Origin of the sequence: Prodigiosinella aquatilis, assembly GCA_030388725.1 — a bacterium.
GTDB classification, from domain to species: Bacteria; Pseudomonadota; Gammaproteobacteria; order Enterobacterales; family Enterobacteriaceae; genus Prodigiosinella; species Prodigiosinella aquatilis.
Genome location: CP128857.1, coordinates 164,092 through 188,791, shown reverse-complemented (window position 1 = coordinate 188,791; position 24,700 = coordinate 164,092). Strand labels below are relative to the sequence as shown.

Genomic DNA, 24,700 nt, shown 5'->3' with positions numbered 1-24,700 from the left:
GGAGGAAAAACCATGAATGAACGTTACCAAACCGAGCTACCCGCCGGGTCGCACTGGTCGCTGATCATGCGCCGGGGCACCGCGCTGCGGATTACCGATACCGAAGGTGGCGCCAATCTCGGTATGCTGTTTTACAACCCGGAAAACCTGCTGGAACGCTATAACGCGCCGGATACACTGAAGTGCCAGCACACTTTCCGTCTCACGGCCGGGCATTGTCTCTATTCCGACATGGGGCGCATTTTCTGTGGTATTGAAGCTGACAGTTTCGGCTGGCACGAAACCGTGTGCGGTGCCGCGAATAGCGCACACATTGCCAAACAGTTCGGCACGCTGGACTATCAGCAGGCCCGCAACGAACGGCATCAAAACGGCTATGACAGCTTTCTGGTGGAACTGGCGAAATATGGTCTTGGCAAACGGGATATGGCCGCCTGTGTCAACTTTTTCGCCCGCGTCAGCGCCGCCGAAGACGGTACACTGCAACTGGAACAGCAAGGCCAGGCCGGAGCCAGTGTAATACTGCGTTTTGCCATGGATACCCTGGTTATCATGCATACCTGCCCACATCCGCTCAGTCAGGAAAGCGACTATCCACACCATCCGGTGGCATTGACCATCGATCATGAACGAGCGCCATTGCCGGCATTGTGTCTCGAACGTGCAGAAAACCGCCGCGGGTTGCGCAATAACACGCTTTATTATCTGGCCGAACTGCCACAAGGAGTCTGATGATGATCCAGACCAGCAACCGAGATATCCACACCGCCGGTTATCGTCGCACCATTAACGCCGGTGATTATTGGCTGTACCGCGTAATGGAAGGGCAAACGCTGCGTATTACCGATCTGGAAGGTAATCAAGCGGCCGACACGCTGTTTTTTAACGCTGACGACACCGCCGAGCGTTATAGCGTGACTGACACATTACGCAGCCAGCGGAATGTGTTCCTTTCTACCGGCAGCGTACTGCGTTCCAGTGAAGACCGCCCGATGCTGGAAATTGTGGCGGATACCTGTGGCCGCCACGACACACTCGGCGGCGCCTGCGCTACCGAAAGCAACACCGTGCGTTACGATCTGGAAAAACGCCATATGCACGCCTGCCGCGACAGTTGGATGTTGGCAGTAGCAGAACATCCGGAGTTCAACCTGACCCGGCGCGACATCACCCACAATATCAATTTCTTTATGAATGTCCCGGTGACCAAAGACGGTGGGCTGACGTTCGCTGACGGTATCTCCGCGCCAGGAAAATATGTGGAAATGGTGGCAAAAATGAATGTTCTGGTGTTGATTTCCAACTGCCCGCAACTCAACAATCCGTGTAACGGTTACAACCCTACTCCGATTGACGTTGCCATCTGGTAAGACATAACTTCCGGAACATACTGACGCGTGGGACGACCCACTGTATGCGTCTGTACTCCGCAGGACGACCTGCCCGTAAGAGATTCTGTCATGTTTGAGCGCGTACTGATTGCCAACCGTGGCGCCATTGCCGTGCGTATCATCCGTACCCTGAAAAGAATGGGTGTGCAGTCCATCGCCGTATACGCCGAGGCGGACCGCCATTCCCTGCATGTTCGTCAGGCGGACGAAGCCTGGCCACTGGGCGACGGTCCGGTGCGGGATACCTATCTGAATCAGGAAAAATTACTGGCTATCGCCACCAAAAGCGGGGCGCAGGCGATTCATCCCGGTTACGGCTTTCTGAGTGAAAATGCCGGTTTTGTGAGCCGATGTGAACAGGCGGGCGTGGTGTTTCTCGGTCCGACAGTGGAACAGATATCGGCCTTTGGCCTCAAACATCGGGCACGTGAACTGGCCCGACAAAACGAGGTTCCATTACTGCCCGGCAGCGAGCTGCTCACCTCACTGGCGAGCGCCGGTGAACAGGCACGGATGATTGGCTATCCGGTAATGTTGAAAAGTACCGCCGGTGGTGGTGGCATCGGCATGCAGCGCTGCAACGATGAAGCTGAGTTGGTTGACGCGTTTACCCGTGTAAAACGGCTGGCGGGTAATAATTTCGCCGATGACGGCGTGTTTCTGGAAAAATTCATCGCCCGCGCCCGTCATATCGAAGTACAGGTATTTGGCGACGGTCAAGGCAACGTGATGGCATTAGGGGAGCGCGATTGTTCCGCCCAGCGCCGTAACCAAAAAGTCATCGAAGAAACCCCGGCTCCCGGTCTGAGTGACCAGATACGGCAACAATTGCAGACCACCGCTGTCCGGCTGTGCCAAGCGGTCAACTATCGCAGCGCCGGTACCGTGGAATACGTCTACGATGAAACGCAGAAGCAATTCTGGTTTCTGGAGGTGAATACGCGTTTGCAGGTAGAGCATGGCGTCACCGAACAGGTGTTTGGCGTTGATATCGTGCAATGGATGGTGGAGCTCGGCGCCGGTTGCCTGCCGCCGCTGACCAGCCTACACACCACGCCTCGCGGTCATGCCATTCAGGTACGACTGTATGCGGAAGATCCCGCCAAACAGTTTCAGCCCTGCGCCGGTCTGCTGAGTGAAGTGTGTTTCCCGGATAACCTTCCCGACGCAACACTGCGAATTGACCACTGGTTGGACAATGGCAGCGACGTTTCGCCGCTTTATGACCCGATGCTGGCGAAAGTAATTGTCCATGCCGTTGACCGCGCTGCTGCACTGCATGGTATGGCGCAGGCGCTGGATGCCACCTCGCTGTACGGTATCGAAACCAATCTCGCCTGGCTGCGCCATCTGCTGACACTCCCCGAGATCCAACAAGGTAATATCATTACCGCCACGCTGAGCAATGTGCTATGGCAACCCGCCACGCTGGAGGTAATCAGCGGTGGCACCCTCACCACCCTTCAGGATTCGCCTGGCCGTACCGGCTACTGGCATGTCGGTGTGCCGCCTTCCGGTCCCTTCGACAGCCGTTCATTCCGGCTGGGCAATCAATTATTGGGTAACGCGCCTGATGCCGCTGGGCTGGAAATTACCCTGCGCGGCCCGACGCTATGCTTTAACCATGATTGCGCCTTTATCATCACCGGAGCGAACATCAGTGCGCAATTGGACGGTGAACCGATACTTGGCTGGCAGGTGTGCAATGCCCGTCGTGGCCAGACACTGACTCTCGGTGACATTCGTGGCGCGGGCTGTCGTAGTTACCTGCTGCTGGCCGGCGGCCTGACTTGCCCAACGTATCTCGGCAGCCGCAGCACGTTTACTCTCGGCAAATTCGGCGGCCACGCCGGACGCCCACTACGCGCCGGAGACACACTGCATCTGACAGCACCGCAAACCCAGGAACAACCGGCGAGCGCGGCACGGGAGGACTGGAGTAACCGTTGGCAGTTGCGGGTGATTTACGGGCCACACGGGGCACCGGACTATTTCACATCCGAAGATATCGATAATTTCTTCAGCGCTGACTGGCAGGTGCACTACAACTCCAGCCGTACCGGTGTCCGACTGATTGGCCCTAAACCACAATGGGCGCGCCGTGATGGTGGCGAAGCCGGTATGCATCCGTCAAATATTCACGACAATGCCTACGCTTTTGGTACGGTGGATTTTACCGGTGACATGCCAGTAATTCTGGGGCCGGACGGTCCATCGCTGGGCGGGTTTGTCTGTCCGGCCACAGTGATTGCCGCCGATCTGTGGAAACTCGGGCAACTCAAAGCCGGTGACAACATCCGCTTTGTGCCGGTAACACTGGCACAGGCTGACGCACTGGCGCAGCAGGCGGAAACCGCCATCGCCGCCGGACGGTGCCTGGACGATGAGAGTTTATATCTGGCTGATGAGTGTTTAACTGATGAAACACAACCAGGCCGTCCTTCACCGGTATTGTTCAGTCAGCCCGCACAAGGTGAGCGCCCCGGCGTTATGTGTCTGGCCGCGGGTGACCGTTTCGTGCTCCTGGAATACGGCGCACAGCAACTGGATATTGCCCTGCGTTTTCGGGTACATGCGCTGATGCAGTGGCTGGAGCAGCATCCATTGCCGGGACAACAGGAACTGACGCCGGGCATCCGTTCCCTACAGGTGCATTTCGATAGCCTGCAATGCCCGCGAGATCGCCTGCTGGCACACTTACGGCGTGCTGATGACGCGCTCGGCGACCTGCGTGACGCAACCGTGCCATCCCGCACCGTCTGGCTGCCGCTGAGTTGGAATGACGATGCCTGTCAGCAAGCCATCACCCGTTATACACAATCAGTACGACCCGGCGCGCCCTGGTGTCCGAGTAATATCGAATTCATCCGGCGCATCAATGGGCTGAATTCAGTGGATCAGGTCAAAGATATAGTCTTCGACGCCCGCTATCTGGTGATGGGACTGGGTGATGTCTATCTCGGTGCGCCGGTCGCCACGCCGATCGACCCACGCCACCGGCTGGTCACCACCAAATACAACCCGGCACGTACCTGGACGGCAGAAAATTCTGTCGGTATTGGCGGAGCCTATTTGTGTGTATACGGTATGGAAGGCCCTGGCGGCTACCAGTTTGTTGGTCGTACGCTACAAATGTGGAACCGGGATCGCCAAACCGACGCCTTCCGCCAACCGTGGTTGCTGCGTTTCTTCGATCAGATTCGCTTTTATCCGGTGTCGGCGGACGAGCTGCTGACGATCCGTGAACGCTTTCCGTGGGGGGATTATCCGTTACGGACAGAGGAAGGCCGGTTCTGTCTGGCAGATTATCAGCAGAATCTGATCGAACAGCAGGACGGGATTAACGTCTTTCAGCAGCGTCGTCAACAGGCGTTTGATGAAGAGCTGGCGCGCTGGCGCGCCGGCGGCCAGTTCACTTTCGACAGCGGCCTGCACGACACTGACAGCACTGACGAGGTGATTCCGGATGACTGCTGCGGCGTGGAAAGTCAGGTGGCAGGCAGCGTCTGGCAATGGCTGGTAAAACCGGGGGAAAGGGTCAACGCGGGGCAAACGGTGGGCATCCTGGAGTCGATGAAAATGGAAATCCCGATTACCGCGCCAGTAACCGGGACGATTCACACGTTACAACACCAACCCGGTCACCCGGTGCAGGCGGGACAATTGCTGATACTGATTACCCCCAGCGCGGCATGATACTGCCAGGCAAGCATTTCGCCACGCATACCGGGTAATCCGCTAATCAAAAACGCCCGGCTGATCAACCATCGGCCGGTCGCTTTTGAGCCTGAGCAGACAAAAAATCATAAGGGAGAATCAGCAATACCATGTGGCACAATAAATACAATTTATTGATAAATAGAAATAAACAGCAGATGAAATAATAAAACAGGCTATTACTGTGGAATGCATCACATTTTAAACTTGGTTTTGCTTTTGCTTTTTACACTCTCCTTTGATGAACCTCGCAACTCGCCCCTTATCATTCTGTTAACATTCTATTCCAGTTACCGGAGGCAACCATGTTCGTTGAAGAGCGTAGAAAAAAAATCTTTAACACACTACGTAGTCAGGGCCAGGCAACGGTAACCTCTCTTGCCAGGCAGTATGGCGTCACGAAAGAAACGATTCGTAGTGATCTCACTCAGCTCGAAGAAAGTGGCCTGGTTCAACGCTGCCACGGTGGTGCCATGATTGTCGAACATGTGGTCAAACCCTTGTCATGGCAGACAATGGGGTTGAATGTCAGCGCGTTGATGCAAGAGTTAGTGAGTAAAAATCAGGATTTTCTGTACAAAGACAAGGGTCATCCCGTCTCTGGTAAGGTTTGTGTCTTAGGATCCTTCTCTGTGGATATCATTGCTGTTGTTGACCACTTTCCTTTGGAAGGTGAGCTTCTTATGGCAAAGGAAAATCGATTCGGGCCAGGGGGGAAAGGGGCTAATCAGGCATTGGCTGCCAGCCGGGCTGGAGGAAATGTTCATTTTATTGCGAAAGTCGGGTGTGATCATTTCAGTACTTATGCACATGACCACCTGGTAAGTTCAGGTATTGACTCCTTCACGCTTTACCAGTCGTCAACCGTACCCACGGGCAGCGCCATGACCTATTTTTCGCAAGAAACGCACAGTAATATTACTGCCGTTTATCTTGGCGCAAATATTACGATAACGCAGGAAGAGATAGATGCGGTCCTCCTCTATTTACGCGATACAGATATATTACTCATACAGGGCGAGATAAATGTTGAGGCGCAGCTAAAAGCCGTTAAATTTGCTCATTCAGTAGGGACTCAGATCATTTTCAATCCTGCGCCTTACTCAAATGAAGCAAAAATGATTTATCCCTATGTTGATTATATTATACCCAACAAAATTGAAGCTCAAAAATGGTCAGGTATAGAAATAAGCGATTTAGCTTCGGCTAAGAAAGCCATGAAAAATATAGCCGGACCTGAAAAAAAGAAAGTCATTCTTAATTTAGGGAAAAAAGGGTGCCTGGTTTTTGATGGAAGTATATTCCAACATTTGCCGGCACTACCTTCAGTCATGGTTGATGCGATGGGTGCAGGCGATGCATTTAACGGTTCACTGGCGGCTGAATTGGCGAAAGGTTCTCAACTTATTGACGCGGTAAATTATGCATTAGCATTCACGGCGGTATTTGTTGAACACGAAGGGGTATCTAACATGCCAACTCATGAAAAAGTCACTCGTCGTTTAGAAATGCATCATGGCAATTAAATAATTATATAAAAATAGCACCAGTGGAATTTATTAAAATCGTTACCCTACCTGTATAACGAGGATTAGTATGAAAAAATCAATGATTAAGTTATTAACTCTGGCAACAATATTAACATCCAGCTCCGTATTTGCCGCATGGCCCGATAAACCCATTACGATAATTGTCCCCTGGGGCGCGGGAGGAAATACCGATACTGTCGCAAGGTTGGTTGCTCAGGGATTACAGAAAGAACTGGGCGTCAACGTCAACGTAGTTAACCGTACTGGCGGCAGCGGCGTAGTCGGGCATGATGCCCTGAAACGAGCCGCGCCGGATGGTTATACCCTTGGTGTGGTCACGGCAGAAATTGCCTTGATGCATCATCAGAAAATGACTGATCTTACTTACGCCGATTACACACCAATCAGCCGACTGGCCGTTATCTATGGTGGATTGCAAGTAGCGAAAGACTCGCCTTACAAGAATGCCACCCAACTCATCGACTTTATCAAAAAACATCCAGGTAAGTTGAAAGCATCAGGCAGTGGATTAAATTCCATCTGGCACCTTAATCTACTGGGGATGTTGAAAAGCGCCGGTCTGCCCGCCAGTAGCGTGAAATATATTCCGTCTCAGGGATCAAGCGCCGCATTACAGGAATTGGTTTCCGGGGGAATTGATTTCATCACTTCATCGCCAGGCGAAGCGAAAAGTATGGTTGATGCCGGAATGGTTCGCCATCTGGCAATAATGTCACCGGAACCGTCAAAACTCTATGCCAATGTTCCAGTGTTTAAAAAAGCAACCGGCTATAACTGGACATTAACTGCCTGGAATGTATTAGCCGCTCCCAAAGCGTTGCCGAGTGATATAGAGAATAAATTGATTGCGGCGATGAAAAAAGTCTACCAGTCAGGAGAATTACAATCTTTTGCCAATAAGCAAGGATTTGAAGTCAGTGCATTATATGGCAATGATGTAACTCAGTTTATGGCTCAGGAAGACCAGAAATTCGGCGAATTGTTAAAAGCAGAGTAATACACCGGAGAGTGCTACGTAGGTAGCACTTGAAGAAAAATGAAAAAAACACTTATCTCACCTGTAATATTTTTTGCTTTCGGCTGTTTCCTACTGGGTTATAGTCAATATGTCTTAAGGGATATTGGTAATTTTGGCGCTGGATTTATGCCAGCATTCGTGGGTGTCGGTATTATTATATTTTCTCTATTAGAGTTTAGTATAAAAGCAGTGAAAAAATCGCGGTCATTACCCAATAAGACCATGACCATCACTGGCAGTGTTATTGTTATTACACCCATTATTTTCTATCTATTATTTGTCGACTATCTTGGATTTATTATTACCACCAGCATTATATTATTTTCATTGATGTTAAAATTTATCAAAACGCATCGGATATGGATGACAATACTCGCTATTGTATTTTCATCGCTTATCTATCTTTTATTCGCCAAAGTTCTACTGGTAGCATTACCTGCCGGTAAATTATTTTAACCAGGAGCGATGATGGATCTGCTGATTAATGCTTTTTCATATATTAATCTAAGTGCCATACTGGCAATCATTGCTGCCGGATTATTTGGCTTGTTCGTTGGTGCCATTCCCGGACTGACCGCCACAATGGCGGTGGCGCTAATGGTGCCTTTCACCTTCTTTCTTGATCCGATTCCGGCCATTGCATTAATGATCTCCGTCGGCGCGTCATCTATTTATGCTGGCGATATTCCGGGGGCACTATTACATATTCCAGGAACTCCCGCTTCTGCGGCCTATGTTGATGATGCACATGCGCTGGTTTTACAAGGAAAAACCAACCGGGTATTGGGATTAGGTTTAGTCAGTTCAGTTATCGGCGGGGTTATTGGCTCAATCATTCTGGCGGTTGCCGCGCCTGGATTGGCCAAATTTGCCTTGAATTTCAGTTCGTTTGAATACGTATGGCTGGCGTTGCTCGGTCTTAGTTGCGCCACATTAATTGCCGGTCAGGAAATTGTAAAAAGTATGCTGGCGCTATTCCTCGGTCTGGCACTATCAACCATCGGCTATGATGATTTTACCGGCCAGGCTCGTTTTACCTTTGGACAGGTGGCGCTGCTGGAAGGCATCAGTTTTATTCCCGCCATGATAGGTCTGTTTGCTATCGCCGGAGCCATCGAATACTACGCTAATCGTTTCAAAGAGCGCCCACTCAGCGTAAGTCAACTAGATGAAAAGAAAGTGTCTCTGAATATATTCAGTGGGTTGGGCAGCCTGTTGCTAAGACGCAAGTTCAGTATCCTTCGCAGTAGTGTGCTTGGCACACTGATTGGCGCACTCCCCGGTGCCGGAGCAGACATAGCGGCCTGGATCTCCTATGCGTTGTCCAAAAAATTATCCGCCACACCAGAGCAGTACGGGAAAGGCTCAGAGGATGCCATTGCCGATGCCTCATCCAGCAATAATGCCAGTCTGGCGGGTAGTTGGATCCCGTCTCTCGTATTTGGTATTCCAGGTGATTCTGCCGCAGCAATCATCATTGGGGTGTTGTACATGAAGGATATGCAGCCAGGCCCATCACTTTTTCTATTCCAGCCCGAAAAGCTGTATGCGGTATTTATCCTGTTCTTTATCGCCAATCTGATACTCATTCCCCTCGCATTGCTGGTCGTCAGCTTCCTGAAGAAGATTGTGACTGTCAATAAAGACATCGTTTATCCGATCGTGATTATTTTCAGTATTGTGGGCGCATATGCGATCAATAACTCCATGGCATCCATTGTTGTCATGTTGGTCATGGGCATCATTGGTTATCTGTTACAGCGAGACGGTTACCCTATCGCCCCCATTATTCTCGGAATGATTCTGGGCCCGCTGTTGGAAAAGAACCTTCTCTCTTCCCTGTTGAAATCTGACGGTAATCTACTGGCATTTGTCGAACGCCCGGTCGCCGGTGTTTTAGCCTTCTTATTTCTCATCGTCGTGGTTCTGCAAGTCATGGCCTTGATCAGATCCTTTCGAAAAACAGCCTGATTCTGACTATCGGAATAGCGTTTAAAAGGAGTGTGGTATGAAAAAAATAATGAACCATCCCGAACACTATGTTGATGAAATGCTGGAAGGATTATGCCTCGCACATAGTGAGTATTATCAGCAACCCGTTCCCCGGGTGATTACGCGCCGGACACCCGCGCAAAAAGGGAAAGTGGGTATCGTTACGGGCGGTGGCTCCGGACATTTGCCTATTTTTACCGGCTATGTGGGCAAAGGGTTGCTGGATGCCGCCGCCGTCGGCGACGTTTTTTCCTCTCCGTCCTCGATACAGATGGCGCAGGCCATCGGCTATGCCGACCAGGGTAACGGTGTGTTATTACTTTATGGTAACTACGGTGGCGATATCATGAACTTTGATATGGCAGCCGAAACCGTTGACTTTGAAAAGAATATTACCTGCCGCACCGTACTTCTGAGCGATGATGTTGCCTCCGCTCCGCCGCATGAAAAACACAAACGTCGTGGTGTGGCAGGCATGGTTTATGCGTTTAAATTGGCGGGCGCAATGGCTGAGACGTTGGCATCACTGGATGAAGTGGCCCGAGTAGCGCAAAAAGCGGCAGACGCCACGCGTTCTATCGGATGCGCTTTGACCCCCTGTACGGTTCCCGCCGTTGGACAGCCAACGTTTTCTCTGGCAGATGATGAGATCGAGATGGGGATCGGCATACATGGGGAACCGGGCATTTGGCGTGACAAACTGAGATCGGCGGATGAAATCGCCGACGAAATGTTACAACGCCTGCTCGACGACATGCCGCTGGCATCGGGAGATGAAATAACACTGCTCGTCAACTCTCTTGGCGCAACACCGCCAGAAGAGCTCTATATTCTCTATCGCCACTTACACCAACGCTTAAACGCGCTTGACATCACCCTGGTCATGCCACTAGTCGGACACTATGCCACCTCGATGGAAATGACCGGCGCCACGCTGACGATATGTAAGTTGGATGCCGAACTTAAGGCGTTGTTACAGCAACCCGCACAATGCGCATTCTGGACGGTATCAGCATGAACACTCTGACAACCGAACACTTAAAACAGGCCATCGCCCGCATTCAACAAGCCGCACTTGAACAGCAGGCATTTCTTTGCGCAGCAGATGCTCAACTGGGTGATGGTGATTTAGGAGTAACCTTTTCCCGTGGCTGGACACAAGCACGGGAAGATAGTGTAAACCTCGATGAGGACTGGGGAACGGCACTGTTTACTCTATCAAAATCATTTCAACTGGCATGTTCATCCTCTTTTGGCACGCTCATGGCAACAGCCTTTATGGCCGCGGCGAAATCTTGCAAGGGAAAAAAACAGCTCTCCTGTAGTGATATTGCCCCTTTGCTCGCCACCGCAGTGACGGCCATGACACAGCGTGGTAAAGGTGAATTAGGCCAAAAATCAGTCCTGGATATCGTGAACGCCCTGGCTAATGAGCTCACATCGATCAGCACGTTCGATGAAATGAAGCACGCCGCCAGGCTCAGTTGCCAGCAAACACTGGACACATTTCGCCCCCGCCCTAATTTACTGGGCCGCGCCCGTATGTTCCCTGAAAAATCACAAGGTCTGGATGACCCCGGAATGTTAGCGATAAAGGTTCTGATCGATGCCTTGTAAACCCCATTTTGATCACATAATTGCACCTAACAGGATAGAAAAATGACAAAATTATTCGGCGTTACAACCGCCATGGTTACCCCGTTTACTTCTGACGATACTCCTGACATAGACGCCTTGGCTCAGCTAACTGAAATGCTGATCAGCCATGGAGTTAACTGTCTGTATCCCTGTGGCACGACCGGTGAAATGCTGAGAATGACACTGGCAGAAAGAAAAGCCATTGCCGAGACGGTCATTAAGACCGCTAAAAACCGAGTTCCCGTTTTTATCCATGTCGGTTGCATGCGCCAGGACGATACTATCGAACTCGCTCAGCACGCGGTTGCGGCAGGAGCGCAAGGCATTGGTGTGGTAACGCCACAGTTTTTTGGTTGTAACGATACGGAAATGGAGGAGTATTTTGTTGCCGTGGCGAACAGCATTCCCACAACCATGCCCGTTTATCTGTACAACATTCCACAGTGTGCGGCAAACGATCTCAAAACCAGTGTTATCAAAAATATTATGGCGCGCACGACAAACGTGGTCGGTGTGAAATACAGTTTTGCCGATATGGCTCGCACAGTGGAGTATCTCAATATAGCAGAGGGATTCTCCGTGTTGCATGGTGCGGACAAACTCTTTGCCAGCATGTTGACCATGGGCTGCGATGGCACCGTTTCTGGCTGTTCATGTGTATTCCCGGAACCTTATGTGAAGGTTTATCAGGCATTCAAACAGGGCAACCTTGCTGAAGCGCAACGCTGGCAAGCAATTGCGGTACGTTTTGGCGATTTACTGACTAATGGCGCGAATATGGCCGTTTTCAAAGCTGCGCTAAACATCCGCGGGCTCAATGCCGGCCACATGCGTAAACCACAGTTGGATCTGAATGCCGAACAAGTCACTACCCTGCGTCAGGCACTAACTCAACTTTGCCGTGAAAGTGGAGTCAGTCTGACCCTGAATTAATAATCCAAGTCTGGCGCAACGTAATAGCATTATGCGAGTGTTTTAGCACGCATTGAGAGATAGCCAGCAGGTACACCCTAAATAATTCGAGTTGCAAGAAGGCGGTAACGCAGTGAGTCCCCAGGAACATACTCCGGTATGTGACTGGGGGTGAGAGAGGAAAGCCAGCACACCTGTATCTTGGAAGATGAAGGCTATTATAGATGTCGAGACGATAGCCACCTGGTATGCATAGATTCAAATAATCATCCAATGTTATACTTTGTCGAAATAAAAAATATATTGTCACTATGATGTAGACATCAAATAATTATTCTTACTGCATCATGAATTAACATGGCGGTAGGCATTTTAAGGATGATGGATTATGCGTTTGCTGTTTATTTGCCCGAACTGGGCGGATCTGGCTACCCCAATCGTCAAGGAGATGCAAAGACAGGGTCATGACGTTATCCATATTGATCATCGTGATTTATCCACGTTTACCTATTTTGATTCACGCCACTGGTTCATCGCCAAAATCTATAAAATAATCACCGGAAAGAATTACAAACGTCTGTCCCTCGATAACCAGATCACATTGGGCCTGCATAATTTCTTTATCGGCAGAGAACCTTTTGACACCATCATCATGACGGAGCCAAAGCTGTTTAACGAACAACATTTTGCGATACTGCAACAATATAGCCAAAAACTGGTCGCGGTGTTATGGGACAGCCTGAAGAAAGCGCCCAACAACGCATTATATCTCAGCCAGTTTGATCATGTGCTCAGCTACGATCATGTAGACTGTAATCAATATCACTTCACCAAGATAAACAACTATATTGAGCCTGACTGGAAAAGTAATATGCTTTATCAGGACTGTGAATATGATGTCTTTTCCATTATGAGTTTTACTGAAGCAAGGTATAAACAGGCTATCTATTTTCTGGACCAGAACCCTGAACTCACATCAAATATTATTTTCTATGCTGATAATGATAAGAAAAGAAAACAGATAAAGGATACCAGGCTAAAAATAGCCAATAAACCATTGTTGGGTAATGAACTTGCACGTGAAATAGATAACTCTCGTTCTATTCTGGATTTACTACAGGGCCAGCAGGCTGGGTTGTCATTTCGTGTTTATGAGTCCATGGCTTATCAGCGCAAACTGATTACTTCCAATACTCATACTGTGGATTATGATTTTTATAACGATAACAATATTCATATCTTGAATCAGAGTTGGCATATCAATCCCGATTTTATCCACTCACCTTATAAACCGATTCCAGAAGAGATTTACAACCAATATACACTCTCCACCTGGGTGCAGAAGGTGATACAGGAGATATCAAGCGATACAGGCAGCATTCCCGCCTAACCATGTATACCGTACAAACCTATGTAAGACGTCAGAACGGTGACGACGGGAGAGAAGAGGAAAGCCAGCATCCGCACCAAGGATGGCACGGCTTGAGCTTACAGGGAGATACTTGCGGCATCTTTATGATCTCCCCATTATTACCGCTATACCCATTTTGTCATCAAACTCAAACGGGGCCGCAGCCCCGTTTGGTCTTTTCTACTCAATACCGTTACTGCAATACAGAGATATCCGCCACTTTCAGGAACAGGTTACGCAGTTCGTTGAGCAGCGTCAGGCGGTTGATTCGCACCTGCTGATCATCGGCGTTAACCATTACCTTATCGAAGAAGCTATCTATCGGTTCACGCAATTGCGCCAGTTCCACCAGCGCCTCCTGATAACGCCCTTCAGCAAACCACGGTGCCAGCTTACTGGTGAGTGCGGTGACATACGTCGCCAACTGAATTTCTTCTTTCTCTTTCAGTAATGCAGCCTGCACATTGTCGTTCAAGGGTTCTGTGGATTTCGCCAGGATGTTGGATACGCGTTTATTGGCAGCGGCCAACGCGGTCGCCGCATCCAGCGTGCGGAAATGACTCACCGCTTTCATGCGGGCATCAAAATCTGCCGGACGCGTCGGACGACGCGCCAGCACGGCCTGAATGGTATCCACGCTGTGACCTTCTTCCTGATACCAGGCACGGAAACGGCCCAGCATGAATTCGATCACATCGTCCACCACGTTAATGTTAGTTAACTTGTCGCCATACAGACGCACCGCTTCTTCCGTCAACGTTTGCAAATCCAGAGGCAGATGTTTTTCCACGATGATACGCAACGCGCCAAGAGCCGCACGGCGTAAGGCAAACGGGTCTTTATCACCTTTCGGATGCTGACCGATACCGAAAATCCCGGCCAGTGTGTCCATCTTATCGGCAATCGCCAGCGCACAAGCTACCGGGGAAGACGGCAGTTCATCACCAGCAAAGCGCGGTTGATACTGTTCGTTGAGCGCAACGGCTACGTTTTCGTCTTCACCGTCATGACGCGCATAGTGCATACCCATCACACCTTGTGTATCGGTGAATTCGAACACCATGTTAGTCATCAGGTCGCATTTGGACAGCAAACCTGCGCGTTTCGCGTGCTCAACATCAGCCCCAATCTGAGCCGCTACCCAGCCAGACAACACCTGAATACGGTCGGTCTTGTCACGCAACGTACCCAGTTGCTGCTGGAACAGCACAGTTTGCAGACGCGGCAGATGATCTTCCAGACGTCTCTTACGGTCGGTATTGAAAAAAACTCGGCATCAGCCAGACGTGGGCGCACCACTTTCTCGTTACCGGCAATAATCTGTTGCGGATCTTTGGACTCAATATTGGCGACGAAAATGAAATTGGGCAGCAACTTGCCGTTATTGTCATACACTGGAAAATATTTCTGGTCGCCTTTCATGGTGTACACCAGCGCTTCTGCCGGTACCGCCAGGAATTTCTCTTCAAATTTCGCCGTCAGCACCACTGGCCACTCCACCAGCGAGGTAACTTCTTCCAGCAAGCTGTCGCTCAGATCGGCATTACCACCAATCTTGTGGGCCGCCGCTTCGGCATCCGCTTTGATTTTGGCTTTACGAACGTCGTAGTCAGCCATGACCTTACCGCGTTCCAGCAGAATCTGCGGATACTGGTCGGCATTGTCGATAGTGAATTCCGACTCGCCCATAAAACGATGACCGCGAATAGTACGGGCGGAATCAATACCCAACACCGTACCCGGCACCAGTTCGTCACCCAGCAGCATAGTCACGGTATGCACCGGACGCACAAACTGGGTTTCTTTGTCACCCCAACGCATCAGTTTCGGGATCGGCAATTTAGCCAACGCATTGCTGACCATACCCGGTAACAGGGTTTGCGCCGCTGCACCTTTTACCTGCGCACGGAACAGCAGCCATTCGCCTTTGTCGGTTGCCAGGCGTTCAGCCTGTTCAACGGTAATACCACAACCGCGAGCCCACCCTTCAGCCGCTTTGGTCGGCTTACCGTCCGTGCCAAAGGCAGCGGCAATCGCCGGACCACGCTTTTCTACTTCACGATCGGGCTGCGCGGCGCTCATGCCAGTCACTTTCAGTGCTAGCCGGCGCGGGGCGGCGAACCAGTTTACGGTTTGATAAACCAGCCCGGCGGCATCCAGTTCAGCCGTAAAGTTGTCGGCAAAAGATTGCGCTAAATTACGGAGAGCCTTCGGCGGCAGCTCTTCCGTGCCAATTTCCACCAGAAAAGTCTTGTCTGTCATGACGGCCTCTTAGCTCTCTTTTTTATTGCACATCGGGAAGCCCAACGCCTCACGGGAGGCATAATAAGCTTCGGCTACCGCTTTGGTCAGGGCGCGTATACGCAGAATGTAGCGTTGACGTTCGGTAACGGAAATGGCTTTGCGGGCATCCAGCAGGTTAAAGCTGTGAGCCGCTTTCAGAATACGTTCGTAAGCCGGTAACGGCAGTGGATTTTCCAGCGCCAGCAACTGCTGGGCTTCTTTTTCATACTGTTCAAAACAGGTGAACAGGAAATCCACGTCGGCATATTCAAAGTTGTAGGTGGACTGTTCCACTTCGTTCTGATGGAACACGTCGCCGTAGGTGGTTGTACCTAGCGGACCATTGCTCCACACCAGATCGTACACACTGTCTACACCCTGAATGTACATGGCCAGACGTTCCAGACCGTAGGTGATCTCACCGGTAACCGGCTTACATTCCAGACCGCCCACCTGCTGAAAGTAGGTGAACTGCGTAACTTCCATGCCGTTCAGCCACACTTCCCAACCCAGTCCCCAGGCACCCAGCGTCGGGTTTTCCCAGTTATCTTCCACAAAACGGATGTCATGAATAGTCGGGTCCAGCCCCAGTTCTTTCAGTGAACCGAGGTACAGTTCCTGAATGTTGTCCGGTGAGGGTTTAATAATCACCTGGAACTGGTAATAGTGTTGCAACCGGTTTGGGTTTTCACCGTAGCGGCCATCGGTAGGACGACGGGAAGGCTGCACATAAGCTGCGGCAATCGGCTCCGGGCCGATCGCCCGCAGGCAAGTCATAGGATGGGAAGTTCCAGCGCCAACTTCCATGTCCAGCGGTTGGACAATGGTGCAGCCCTGACGCGCCCAGTAATCCTGTAACGTCAGGATCAGGCCCTGGAAGGTCTTGGTATCAAACTTTTGCATGTTGGATTCGCACGCGTACAAGTGGATTTATAATGAAGGCGCCAGTATACCCTCTGAATGCAAGATATACAGCCAGAATGCGGCAACAACTTCATCCTGATGAGGATTTTTAAGGAACCTAGCCACTGAATACGGTTTGCAACATCTTCAGACTGAGCAATACCAGCAACCCGGCGAACACCTTTCTCAAGGTAGCTACCGGCAGGCGATGCGCCAGCCTGGCACCCACTGGGGCGGTAAAAAAGCTGACGGCAGAAATCAATACCACCGCCGGCAGAGAGACATAGCCAAGACTATACGCAGGCAGTCCACTTGCCGACCAGCCGTTGATCATATAACCCAGCGCCCCGGACAGCGCAATCGGCAGCCCGACCGCCGCCGAAGTACCAATTGCCTGCTGAATACGCACGTTGCACCAGGTAAGAAAAGGGACTGTTAATGAACCGCCGCCAATCGCCACCAGGGCGGAAATGCCGCCAATACTCAGACCCGCCAATGAAATACCTGCCATACCGGGTAACTGCCGATTAGGTTTGGGTTTTATGTTCAATACCATCTGCAACGCGACGTAAGCCATAAAACAGGAGAAAAAAATAGCCAGCACCTGTGTTGGAAGTAGTGCTGCCAACCAGGTTGCGGTAAAAGTACCGATTAAAATCGCCGGCGTAATCCGCCATACCACCGGCCACAACACAGCCTGATACTGGTGATGAGTGCGCAGACTGGAAATGGCGGTCACCACGATGGCCGCCATTGAGGTTCCCAGAGCCATATGCACCAGATGCGTTTCCTGCACACCTTGAATGGCAAACAACGCCGTGAGTATCGGCACCATAATGCCACCCCCACCGATCCCGAGTAATCCAGCCATAAATCCGACCACGGCACCCAGTGCCAGATAGGCCAGTATCCACTCCATTCCCATTAGTATCCCCTCCTGTCATTCTTTCAAATCAAAATAAATCAGCATTATGATTGTTGCCGAGGGGGATCAGTTGCATCTGCGTTCAGTTCAAGTAATCATTAATGCACGACTAACCGCTCGGCTGGCAAAACCCACACCGGCCATGATCAATAGCAACATCGTCGCAAAATGGCAACCGCATAACAGGCTAAACAAGCATAAGGAAATTATCGTGAAACGTTGTGGCTGGGTTACGCAGGATACGTTGTATCAGGATTATCATGATCAAGAATGGGGAAAACCCTGTACCGATAGCCTAAAGCTGTTTGAATTGTTATGTCTGGAGGGGCAACAAGCCGGGTTATCCTGGATAACTGTGCTCAAAAAGCGAGAAAACTATCGTCGCTGCTTCTACCAGTTTACTCCCCAGTTGATCGCCCGGATGACACAGGAAGATGTGCAGGAATTGATGCAGAACAGTGGCATTATCCGCAACAGATTGAAAATAGAAGCTGTCATCAGTAACGCCCGCGCCTGGCTGGCGATGGAAACACAGGGCGAGCTTTTTTCCGACTTTATCTGGTCGTTCGTCAACCATCAGCCGATCATCAACCATTACACTACGCTGGCAGAAGTCCCTGCCAAAACCGAACTTTCCGATACCATGTCGAAGGCGCTGAAAAAGCGCGGTTTTAAGTTTATCGGTTCCACAATCTGTTATGCATTCATGCAAGCCGGAGGATTAGTCAACGACCATATGACAGACTGCGTTTTCCGCTAAGGACAGTATTTATGATCAGGAAATATCAACCACAGGATTTAGCCGCGTTGCTGCCACTTTGGCTGGAAAGCACCACGCTGGCCCATCCGTTTATCTCGCCGCATTATTGGCAGGAAAGCCTTGAGTTAGTACGCAATCACTATATTCCCCGGTCACAAACCTGGGTATATGAAGAACAGGAAGGTATCGGGGGCTTTATCAGCGTAATGGATCAACGTTTCATTGGCGCGCTGTTTGTGCATCACCGCTTTTACGGCCAGGGCGTCGGCGCAGCCTTGATGAAACAGGTTCAACAGCACTTTCCCATTCTCAGTCTGGAAGTTTATCAACAAAACCACCGTGCTTGCGCATTCTACCGCAAACACGGATTTGTGATCGTACAGGAAAGTTTTCAACGGGAAACCCAGGCAACCTTGCTGATTCAGCAATGGCATAAAAACTAATTATTCCTATTTTTTGCCACTGCCTCACAATACCGTCTACCCAGTTTTCCCCCTTGTCTGGCATAGGGAATGTTGCCATGAATAGCGCCACCTTCAAACTCACGTTCACACGACCAGAGAACCGGTTTGTCCGTGGAATCCGTCTCGTTGTCCCCCTTCAGAAACCCGGCGGCTCAAGAGAAGAGAAAACAGGATAACAAAAGTGGATTGTCACCCGATGCCATTCTCGCCCACAGACCCACTTGCAGTATCTCGCCAGCGCCCCCATCATGCCTGATATGATTTATCTTTCTGAGCCCCACGGGCATTAGCCTCCGCTGGGACGGGTTCTTAACTACCTCAATCTTTCGGAGTGAATAATGAAACCTGGCGTTATCCTCTACAGAAGCATTCCTGATGATTTACGTGCTCGTCTGGAACAACATTTTACCGTCACCGCCTTTGATGGGTTGCCGCCCACAGATCACCCTGTGTTACAGCAGGCTGAAGGTCTGATCGGTTCGAGCGCCAATGTAACGCGGGAATTTCTGGCCCATCTGCCACGCCTGCGGGCCGTCTCCACCATTTCAGTGGGATACGACAATATTGATGTCACGGCACTGAGTGAAAAAGGCGCGGTACTGATGCATACGCCGACAGTATTGACGGAAACCGTCGCTGATGCCGTGATAACACTGATGCTGATGACGGCGCGCCGAACTGTTGAAGTGGCCGAGCGGGTCAAGGCCGGTGAGTGGCAAGACAGTATTGACAGCAGCTGGTTTGGCGTAGATATGCACCATAAAACCATCGGTATTCTGGGCATGGGACGTATCGGGCTGGCGGTCGCGCAGCGGGCTCATTTTGGCTTCAGCATGCCGGTGTTGTACAACGCCCGCCACCATCATCAGGAAGTGGAAACCCGTTTTAGCGCTCGCTATTGCGAGTTGGATACGCTGCTGGCTGAGTCAGATTTTCTGTGTATCACCCTACCGCTAACTGAACAGACCTATCATCTGATCAACCATGAGAAACTGGCCAAGATGAAGCCCAGTGCGATATTGATCAATATTGGCCGCGGCCCGGTGGTGGATGAACAGGCGCTGATTGAGGCATTGACCAACGGTACACTTCTCGCCGCCGGTCTGGATGTTTTTGAACAGGAACCCTTGCCGACAGATTCACCGTTGCTGAAACTGTCTAACGTGGTGGCATTGCCGCACATCGGTTCGGCGACCCATGAAACCCGCTACGGTATGGCGGCCTGCGCGGTCGATAACCTGATCGCCGCCCTAAGCGGAAACGTGAAAGAGAACTGCGTCAACCCGCAAGTGCTGAAATAAATTCAGCTTCCTCTTGGGCCGGCGTTGACAACCCGATGAACGCTTTACCATCAAACAAAACCTCCCTTTGAACCGGGGAGGCTTCGTTTTTGTGTTCCCGATCAGGGGAAATGTGTGCATTCCTTAGCAGAGAGAAGTCAGCGTATTAATTGCCCATCATTCCACTGCGATCGGTGTTTCCGTCAGGGTAGTCGTGCGATCACCCTGAATCGCTTTCACCTTCTGCTCGGCTTTCTGCACCGCCGCCGGGCTGCTCAGCAAACTATAGGTCAGTTCAAATACTGTACTCTGACCAGGTTGTAGATGTTTTACGCGACCCTGTTTGCGTTCAATGGTCACCGGATAGGCGTAGCTGGTACCCGGTTCAATACCCGTCACATAACCTTGTCTTTTGCCATCCGTGTTTTTCCACAACGTCAACACCGGTAGCTGATGGGTATCAAACGCAATGGATACGCCTTTATCTCCGGCACGATTAACCAGTGCCGCCATGGTTTTACCGTCTTTATCCGCATAAGGCTGGATGTTGAATACCATTTCATCAAAGTCTTTAGTCGGGCCTTTATAAACCTGCCACTCTTTCAGACCCGCTTTGGCGTAATCGTTAAATGGCGAAATATCTTTTACTGGTGCTACAAAACGCGCCCCTTGCTCCAGAATCGGCGAGCTAAAGTTGCTGTGATAGATAATCTGATAGTCGCGGGTGTAATCAGATTTGTTGGTCAACACATCATGAATGGTGAAGGACTCGCTGCCAGGGATATAGCGTAGTTCGGTCCAGGTTTCGAGGTTGGATTTTTTAAAACTGTTTTCTTTCAGCAGACCACGCACCGTAATCTGATGTGGCGCCTTGTCGCTAACATCCACGATCACTGTAGAAGCCGGCGTGTTTCCCGCGCGGCCATGCAGCGTGTAAATCATGCCATCGCTGGTAACCGGGTGACCCGTCCACTCATAGCCACAACGCACCATCATTTCGTTGAAGCCCTCCAGCCAGCCCAATCCGTTACGGCTTTCCAGATTGATAGTATTGGGATTCACCACTTCATCCACCGGTGAATCCCAGCCCAGACGGATTTTTTTGCCAATCACATGCAATATATCCATGCCGCGGGTCGGGCTGAGAGTAATCTGCAACCCATTCGGGCTGGTGATGGTAATGATTTTACTGCCTTCCTGACGTCCGCCGTGCAGGACTGTTTGCTCAATGCTGAAGTGCTGATCCTTAATCTTCATGGCATCACTGTTGATATGCCAGTTGCCCTTTTCCACATTGGTTTTAGTATCCGTCAGCACAAAAGTCTGCGCGGAGAGTTGCCAGGAAACCAATGCCAGAGAAATACCCATTGCCAGTAATTTTTTCATCCCATGCGTCCTTTTTTGCTGAATTGATTTAGCTTGTGGAAACCAAAGACTACAAATCAGCGCACTTTCAGAATGTGATTACTATCACCAGATGAATAACTGCCATTTTTCAAGCTATTATTTCAGATGGTAGTCACAGATTTGTTAAATATATTTAAGTTAATTGCAGCAGAATGGGATATAGATCGGCAAAAGCTGACGCGGATTCAGCTTTTCTATATTCTTCGCCTGATCATGTTTCGCAAGCTATGTAGCTGTTCAGCATTTCATGTCGTTTTTTGTGACAACTTCAGCAAAATGCGGAAGCAGATTATTTTGTCTCCACATTGCACCAATGTGACACAAGCGTTATGGTTGCGGTTTACTCATGTTTCACATTTTATTGACAATCGATGAACTTCTCTCTTTTTGGCAAAAAATTCACCCGTCATTCCGGCATCACTCAGCTGATGGATGATCTGAATGACGGATTGCGCACGCCCGGCGCCATCATGCTTGGCGGCGGGAATCCGGCACATATTCCGGCAATGGATGATTACTTTCAGCACCTCTGCCGCGACTTGCTGGCGGAAGGAAAATTAACTGAAGCCTTATGTAATTACGATGGGCCACAAGGGAAAGATACGCTGCTGAATGCCCTGGCTGACATGCTGCGCGACGAACAAGGTTGGGACATTAAGCCGCAGAATATTGCCCTGACAAATGGCAGTCAAAGCGCATTTTTCTACTTGTTTAATCTGTTTGCCGGACATGATGAAAATGGTGGCCTGCGCAAAGTGCTGTTTCCGCTGGCACCGGAATACATCGGTTATGCAGATTCAGGGCTCGATGAAGACATGTTTGTCTCGGTACGTCCGCAGATTGAACGCCTGCCGGAAGGACTATTCAAATACCACGTTGATTTCGAAAAGTTGCGCATTACCGATGATATTGGCCTGATCTGCGTATCGCGGCCGACCAACCCTACCGGCAACGTGCTGACCGATGACGAATTGCGGCATCTGGATAGCCTGGCCCGACAGCATCAGATTCCACTGCTGATTGATAACGCTTATGGCGTACCGTTCCCCGGTATTATCTTCAGCGACGCCACACCGCTGTGGAATCCAAATATTATCCTGTGCATGAGCCTGTCCAAACTGGGCTTACCCGGCTCCCGTTGCGGCATTGTGATTGCTGCTGAAGCGGTGATTTCCGCCATTGGCAATATGAATGGCATCATCAGTCTGGCGCCCGGTTCGATTGGCCCGACGATTGCCCATGAAATGATTAAACGCGGCGATCTGCTACGTCTGTCTGAAAATGTTATCCGCCCGTTCTATCAGCAACGCGTTCAGCAGACGATTAGCATCATCCGCCGTTATCTGCCCGCCGAGCGTTGCCTGATTCATAAGCCAGAAGGGGCGATCTTTCTGTGGCTATGGTTTAAGGATCTTCCCATCACCACCGAAGTGTTATACCAGCGACTGAAGCGGCGCGGTGTATTGATGGTGCCGGGACACTACTTCTTTCCCGGTCTGGAACAGGAGTGGCCGCATGCTCACCAGTGCCTGCGCATGAACTACGTACCGGAACCGGAAAAAATCGAGCAGGGGATTGCCATTCTGGCGGAGGAAGTAGAGCGGGCGCTGCGGGAAACAGCAGGGTAGTGCCCGAAAACGAAGCCACCCTTCCACGTCTCAGGCCAACGACAAACCCCACGCTGCCTCGCCAGGGCAGAAACGTGGGGTTGCACTATAAGCGATACTTATCCTCTTCCTGCTACGCCCGCTTTTTCCAGTATCGCGTGCAGCAACACATTGGCGCCAGCCGTGACATGTTCCGGTGAGGCGTACTCGATTTCGTTATGGCTGATACCATCCTTGCAGGGGATGAAAATCATGCCGGTGGGTGCCAGCATACTCATATACACCGCATCGTGCCCGGCCCCGGAAACAATATCCTGATGAGAATAGCCTAGCGCCTGTGCCGCGTTGCGCACCGCGTCCTTGCACTCAGCATGAAAAGGTGCCGCCGGATAGTGGGAAACCTGCGTGATGCTGATATCCAGACCGGTTTCTGCCATCAGTTGGCGAGTGAAATGCTTCAATGCCGCATCCATCAGATCAACCTTCTCATCGTTGATATTGCGAAAATCGATAGAGAATTTCACGCTGCCGGGCACCACATTACGGCTGTTGGGGTACACCTGCACCATCCCAACCGTACCGCGGCCGTGTGGCGAAAAACGTTCCGCAATGGCAATCACTTCCTGCATGATGCGGGTAGAAACCTGTAGTGCATCTTTGCGCAACGCCATCGGCGTCGGCCCAGCGTGAGACTCCTGTCCAGTCACCACACAGTCATACCAACGGATACCCAGCACCGCCTGTACTACGCCGATGGTGATATTTTCATCTTCCAGAATCGGTCCCTGTTCAATGTGCGCTTCAAAATAGGCGCCGATCGGATGATCACCCGGCTCGTTTGGCCCGGCATAGCCAATTTTTTCCAGTTCTTCCCGCACGGTTTTGCCTGCGGTATCTGCTGCGGCATAAGCGTGTTCCAACGAGAAAATCCCGGCGAACACACCAGAACCCATCATCACCGGCACAAAACGAGAGCCTTCTTCATTAGTCCAGAACACCATTTCCACCGGCGCTTCGGTTTCAATCTGCTGGTCATTCAGGGTACGAATCACTTCCAGCGCCGACAGCACGCCAAAGTTACCGTCGAATTTCCCGCCGGTCGGCTGGGTATCAATATGACTGCCGGCCACAATCGGCGGCAGCGAATTATTGCGGCCGGGGCGACGCATAAAGACGTTACCGATTTTGTCTATCTCGACAGAAAGCCCAGCCGCCTGGCCCCAACTCACCACCAGATCGCGCCCCTGGCGGTCAAGATCAGTTAACGTCAGGCGGCACACGCCGCCTTTCGGGGTCGCACCAATCACCGCCAGATCCATCAGTGACTGCCAGAGACGCTCGCCATCAATCCTCAAATCCGAAGTGCTCACCTTGCTGGTTGTTGCTGATAGTACGTCGCTACTCATAACAAATTCCTCATCAGTGAAATGAAGCCTGTCGCT

Annotated in this window: 19 protein-coding genes and 1 pseudogene; 15 read left to right on the top strand and 5 right to left on the bottom strand. The window is 50.9% G+C overall.

All coding sequences use genetic code 11. The annotated features are described in order from the left end of the window. Positions 1 to 12 precede the first annotated feature (12 nt). The 11 genes from PCO85_00850 (at position 13) to PCO85_00800 (ending at position 13,608) form a co-directional block, all read left to right on the top strand. Entirely contained in the window at positions 13 to 732 is a 720-nt protein-coding gene (locus PCO85_00850) for an urea carboxylase-associated family protein (GenBank protein WJV54075.1), read from the top strand. 2 nt (positions 733 to 734) lie between these two features. Further along, the gene (locus PCO85_00845; protein WJV55954.1) at positions 735 to 1,370 is read left to right on the top strand and encodes a DUF1989 domain-containing protein; all 636 of its coding nucleotides are present in this window, start codon (positions 735 to 737) and stop codon (positions 1,368 to 1,370) included. Positions 1,371 to 1,460: 90 nt separating this feature from the next. Further along, complete coding sequence (uca, locus tag PCO85_00840) at positions 1,461 to 5,087, top strand: urea carboxylase (protein ID WJV54074.1); 3,627 nt, start codon at positions 1,461 to 1,463, stop codon at positions 5,085 to 5,087. A gap of 326 nt (positions 5,088 to 5,413) precedes the next feature. Further along, on the top strand, positions 5,414 to 6,634 hold the full coding sequence (locus PCO85_00835) for a PfkB family carbohydrate kinase (GenBank protein ID WJV54073.1): 1,221 nt from the start codon (positions 5,414 to 5,416) through the stop codon (positions 6,632 to 6,634). 70 nt (positions 6,635 to 6,704) lie between these two features. Then, positions 6,705 to 7,655: a tripartite tricarboxylate transporter substrate binding protein gene (locus tag PCO85_00830; protein ID WJV54072.1), complete on the top strand. Its 951-nt coding sequence runs from the start codon at positions 6,705 to 6,707 to the stop codon at positions 7,653 to 7,655. Between the two features lie 39 nt (positions 7,656 to 7,694). Next, a complete protein-coding gene (locus PCO85_00825) occupies positions 7,695 to 8,132 on the top strand; it encodes a tripartite tricarboxylate transporter TctB family protein (GenBank protein WJV54071.1) in 438 nt (145 codons plus the stop codon). 9 nt (positions 8,133 to 8,141) lie between these two features. Continuing rightward, positions 8,142 to 9,647 carry a tripartite tricarboxylate transporter permease gene (locus tag PCO85_00820; GenBank protein ID WJV54070.1) on the top strand — a complete coding sequence of 502 codons (1,506 nt, stop codon included), beginning with the start codon at positions 8,142 to 8,144 and terminating at the stop codon, positions 9,645 to 9,647. A 37-nt stretch (positions 9,648 to 9,684) separates the two neighbouring features. Further along, positions 9,685 to 10,686: a dihydroxyacetone kinase subunit DhaK gene (locus tag PCO85_00815; GenBank protein WJV54069.1), complete on the top strand. Its 1,002-nt coding sequence runs from the start codon at positions 9,685 to 9,687 to the stop codon at positions 10,684 to 10,686. After that, positions 10,683 to 11,285 carry a dihydroxyacetone kinase subunit L gene (locus tag PCO85_00810; protein WJV54068.1) on the top strand — a complete coding sequence of 201 codons (603 nt, stop codon included), beginning with the start codon at positions 10,683 to 10,685 and terminating at the stop codon, positions 11,283 to 11,285. Before PCO85_00815 ends, PCO85_00810 begins: the two co-directional genes overlap by 4 nt. Before the next feature lie 42 nt (positions 11,286 to 11,327). Then, the gene (locus tag PCO85_00805; GenBank protein WJV54067.1) at positions 11,328 to 12,239 is read left to right on the top strand and encodes a dihydrodipicolinate synthase family protein; all 912 of its coding nucleotides are present in this window, start codon (positions 11,328 to 11,330) and stop codon (positions 12,237 to 12,239) included. A 367-nt stretch (positions 12,240 to 12,606) separates the two neighbouring features. Then, the gene (locus PCO85_00800; GenBank protein ID WJV54066.1) at positions 12,607 to 13,608 is read left to right on the top strand and encodes a hypothetical protein; all 1,002 of its coding nucleotides are present in this window, start codon (positions 12,607 to 12,609) and stop codon (positions 13,606 to 13,608) included. Between the two features lie 214 nt (positions 13,609 to 13,822). Here PCO85_00800 and glyS read toward each other — a convergent pair. From glyS to PCO85_00785, 3 genes and pseudogenes are all read right to left on the bottom strand, one after another. Continuing rightward, positions 13,823 to 15,891, bottom strand: a pseudogene (glyS, locus tag PCO85_00795) (glycine--tRNA ligase subunit beta). Positions 15,892 to 15,900: 9 nt separating this feature from the next. Then, complete coding sequence (glyQ, locus tag PCO85_00790; protein ID WJV54065.1) at positions 15,901 to 16,815, bottom strand: glycine--tRNA ligase subunit alpha; 915 nt, start codon at positions 16,813 to 16,815, stop codon at positions 15,901 to 15,903. A gap of 118 nt (positions 16,816 to 16,933) precedes the next feature. Next, complete coding sequence (locus tag PCO85_00785; GenBank protein WJV54064.1) at positions 16,934 to 17,740, bottom strand: sulfite exporter TauE/SafE family protein; 807 nt, start codon at positions 17,738 to 17,740, stop codon at positions 16,934 to 16,936. 211 nt (positions 17,741 to 17,951) lie between these two features. Between PCO85_00785 and PCO85_00780 the strand changes: the two genes are divergently transcribed. The 3 genes from PCO85_00780 (at position 17,952) to ghrB (ending at position 20,265) form a co-directional block, all read left to right on the top strand. Further along, a complete protein-coding gene (locus PCO85_00780) occupies positions 17,952 to 18,500 on the top strand; it encodes a DNA-3-methyladenine glycosylase I (protein WJV55953.1) in 549 nt (182 codons plus the stop codon). 11 nt (positions 18,501 to 18,511) lie between these two features. Beyond that, positions 18,512 to 18,943, top strand: a complete 432-nt coding sequence (locus tag PCO85_00775; protein ID WJV54063.1) for an N-acetyltransferase — start codon at positions 18,512 to 18,514, stop codon at positions 18,941 to 18,943. A gap of 359 nt (positions 18,944 to 19,302) precedes the next feature. Continuing rightward, positions 19,303 to 20,265 (top strand): glyoxylate/hydroxypyruvate reductase GhrB, encoded by a 963-nt coding sequence (gene ghrB, locus PCO85_00770; protein ID WJV54062.1) that lies wholly within the window; start codon positions 19,303 to 19,305, stop codon positions 20,263 to 20,265. Between the two features lie 156 nt (positions 20,266 to 20,421). Here the strand turns inward: ghrB and PCO85_00765 are convergent, their stop codons facing one another. Then, positions 20,422 to 21,630, bottom strand: a complete 1,209-nt coding sequence (locus PCO85_00765; GenBank protein ID WJV54061.1) for an aldose 1-epimerase family protein — start codon at positions 21,628 to 21,630, stop codon at positions 20,422 to 20,424. 392 nt (positions 21,631 to 22,022) lie between these two features. Here PCO85_00765 and PCO85_00760 point away from each other — a divergent pair, with 392 nt between their 5' ends. Continuing rightward, positions 22,023 to 23,279: a valine--pyruvate transaminase gene (locus PCO85_00760; GenBank protein ID WJV54060.1), complete on the top strand. Its 1,257-nt coding sequence runs from the start codon at positions 22,023 to 22,025 to the stop codon at positions 23,277 to 23,279. Positions 23,280 to 23,377: 98 nt separating this feature from the next. Here the strand turns inward: PCO85_00760 and PCO85_00755 are convergent, their stop codons facing one another. Next, positions 23,378 to 24,664, bottom strand: a complete 1,287-nt coding sequence (locus PCO85_00755; GenBank protein ID WJV54059.1) for a Zn-dependent hydrolase — start codon at positions 24,662 to 24,664, stop codon at positions 23,378 to 23,380. Between the last annotated feature and the right edge of the window lie 36 nt (positions 24,665 to 24,700).

What these genes read in the sequence shown, in the direction of transcription:
- ghrB (WJV54062.1), top strand. Translation starts at nt 19,303, where the DNA reads ATGAAACCTGGCGTTATCCTCTACAGAAGCATTCCTGATGATTTACGT.
- uca (WJV54074.1), top strand. Translation starts at nt 1,461, where the DNA reads ATGTTTGAGCGCGTACTGATTGCCAACCGTGGCGCCATTGCCGTGCGT.
- PCO85_00825 (WJV54071.1), top strand. Translation starts at nt 7,695, where the DNA reads ATGAAAAAAACACTTATCTCACCTGTAATATTTTTTGCTTTCGGCTGT.
- PCO85_00755 (WJV54059.1), bottom strand. Translation starts at nt 24,664, where the DNA reads ATGAGTAGCGACGTACTATCAGCAACAACCAGCAAGGTGAGCACTTCG.
- PCO85_00765 (WJV54061.1), bottom strand. Translation starts at nt 21,630, where the DNA reads ATGAAAAAATTACTGGCAATGGGTATTTCTCTGGCATTGGTTTCCTGG.
- PCO85_00775 (WJV54063.1), top strand. Translation starts at nt 18,512, where the DNA reads ATGATCAGGAAATATCAACCACAGGATTTAGCCGCGTTGCTGCCACTT.
- PCO85_00800 (WJV54066.1), top strand. Translation starts at nt 12,607, where the DNA reads ATGCGTTTGCTGTTTATTTGCCCGAACTGGGCGGATCTGGCTACCCCA.
- PCO85_00785 (WJV54064.1), bottom strand. Translation starts at nt 17,740, where the DNA reads ATGGGAATGGAGTGGATACTGGCCTATCTGGCACTGGGTGCCGTGGTC.
- PCO85_00760 (WJV54060.1), top strand. Translation starts at nt 22,023, where the DNA reads ATGAACTTCTCTCTTTTTGGCAAAAAATTCACCCGTCATTCCGGCATC.
- PCO85_00830 (WJV54072.1), top strand. Translation starts at nt 6,705, where the DNA reads ATGAAAAAATCAATGATTAAGTTATTAACTCTGGCAACAATATTAACA.
- PCO85_00845 (WJV55954.1), top strand. Translation starts at nt 735, where the DNA reads ATGATCCAGACCAGCAACCGAGATATCCACACCGCCGGTTATCGTCGC.
- PCO85_00810 (WJV54068.1), top strand. Translation starts at nt 10,683, where the DNA reads ATGAACACTCTGACAACCGAACACTTAAAACAGGCCATCGCCCGCATT.
- PCO85_00850 (WJV54075.1), top strand. Translation starts at nt 13, where the DNA reads ATGAATGAACGTTACCAAACCGAGCTACCCGCCGGGTCGCACTGGTCG.
- PCO85_00820 (WJV54070.1), top strand. Translation starts at nt 8,142, where the DNA reads ATGATGGATCTGCTGATTAATGCTTTTTCATATATTAATCTAAGTGCC.
- PCO85_00805 (WJV54067.1), top strand. Translation starts at nt 11,328, where the DNA reads ATGACAAAATTATTCGGCGTTACAACCGCCATGGTTACCCCGTTTACT.
- PCO85_00815 (WJV54069.1), top strand. Translation starts at nt 9,685, where the DNA reads ATGAAAAAAATAATGAACCATCCCGAACACTATGTTGATGAAATGCTG.
- glyQ (WJV54065.1), bottom strand. Translation starts at nt 16,815, where the DNA reads ATGCAAAAGTTTGATACCAAGACCTTCCAGGGCCTGATCCTGACGTTA.
- PCO85_00835 (WJV54073.1), top strand. Translation starts at nt 5,414, where the DNA reads ATGTTCGTTGAAGAGCGTAGAAAAAAAATCTTTAACACACTACGTAGT.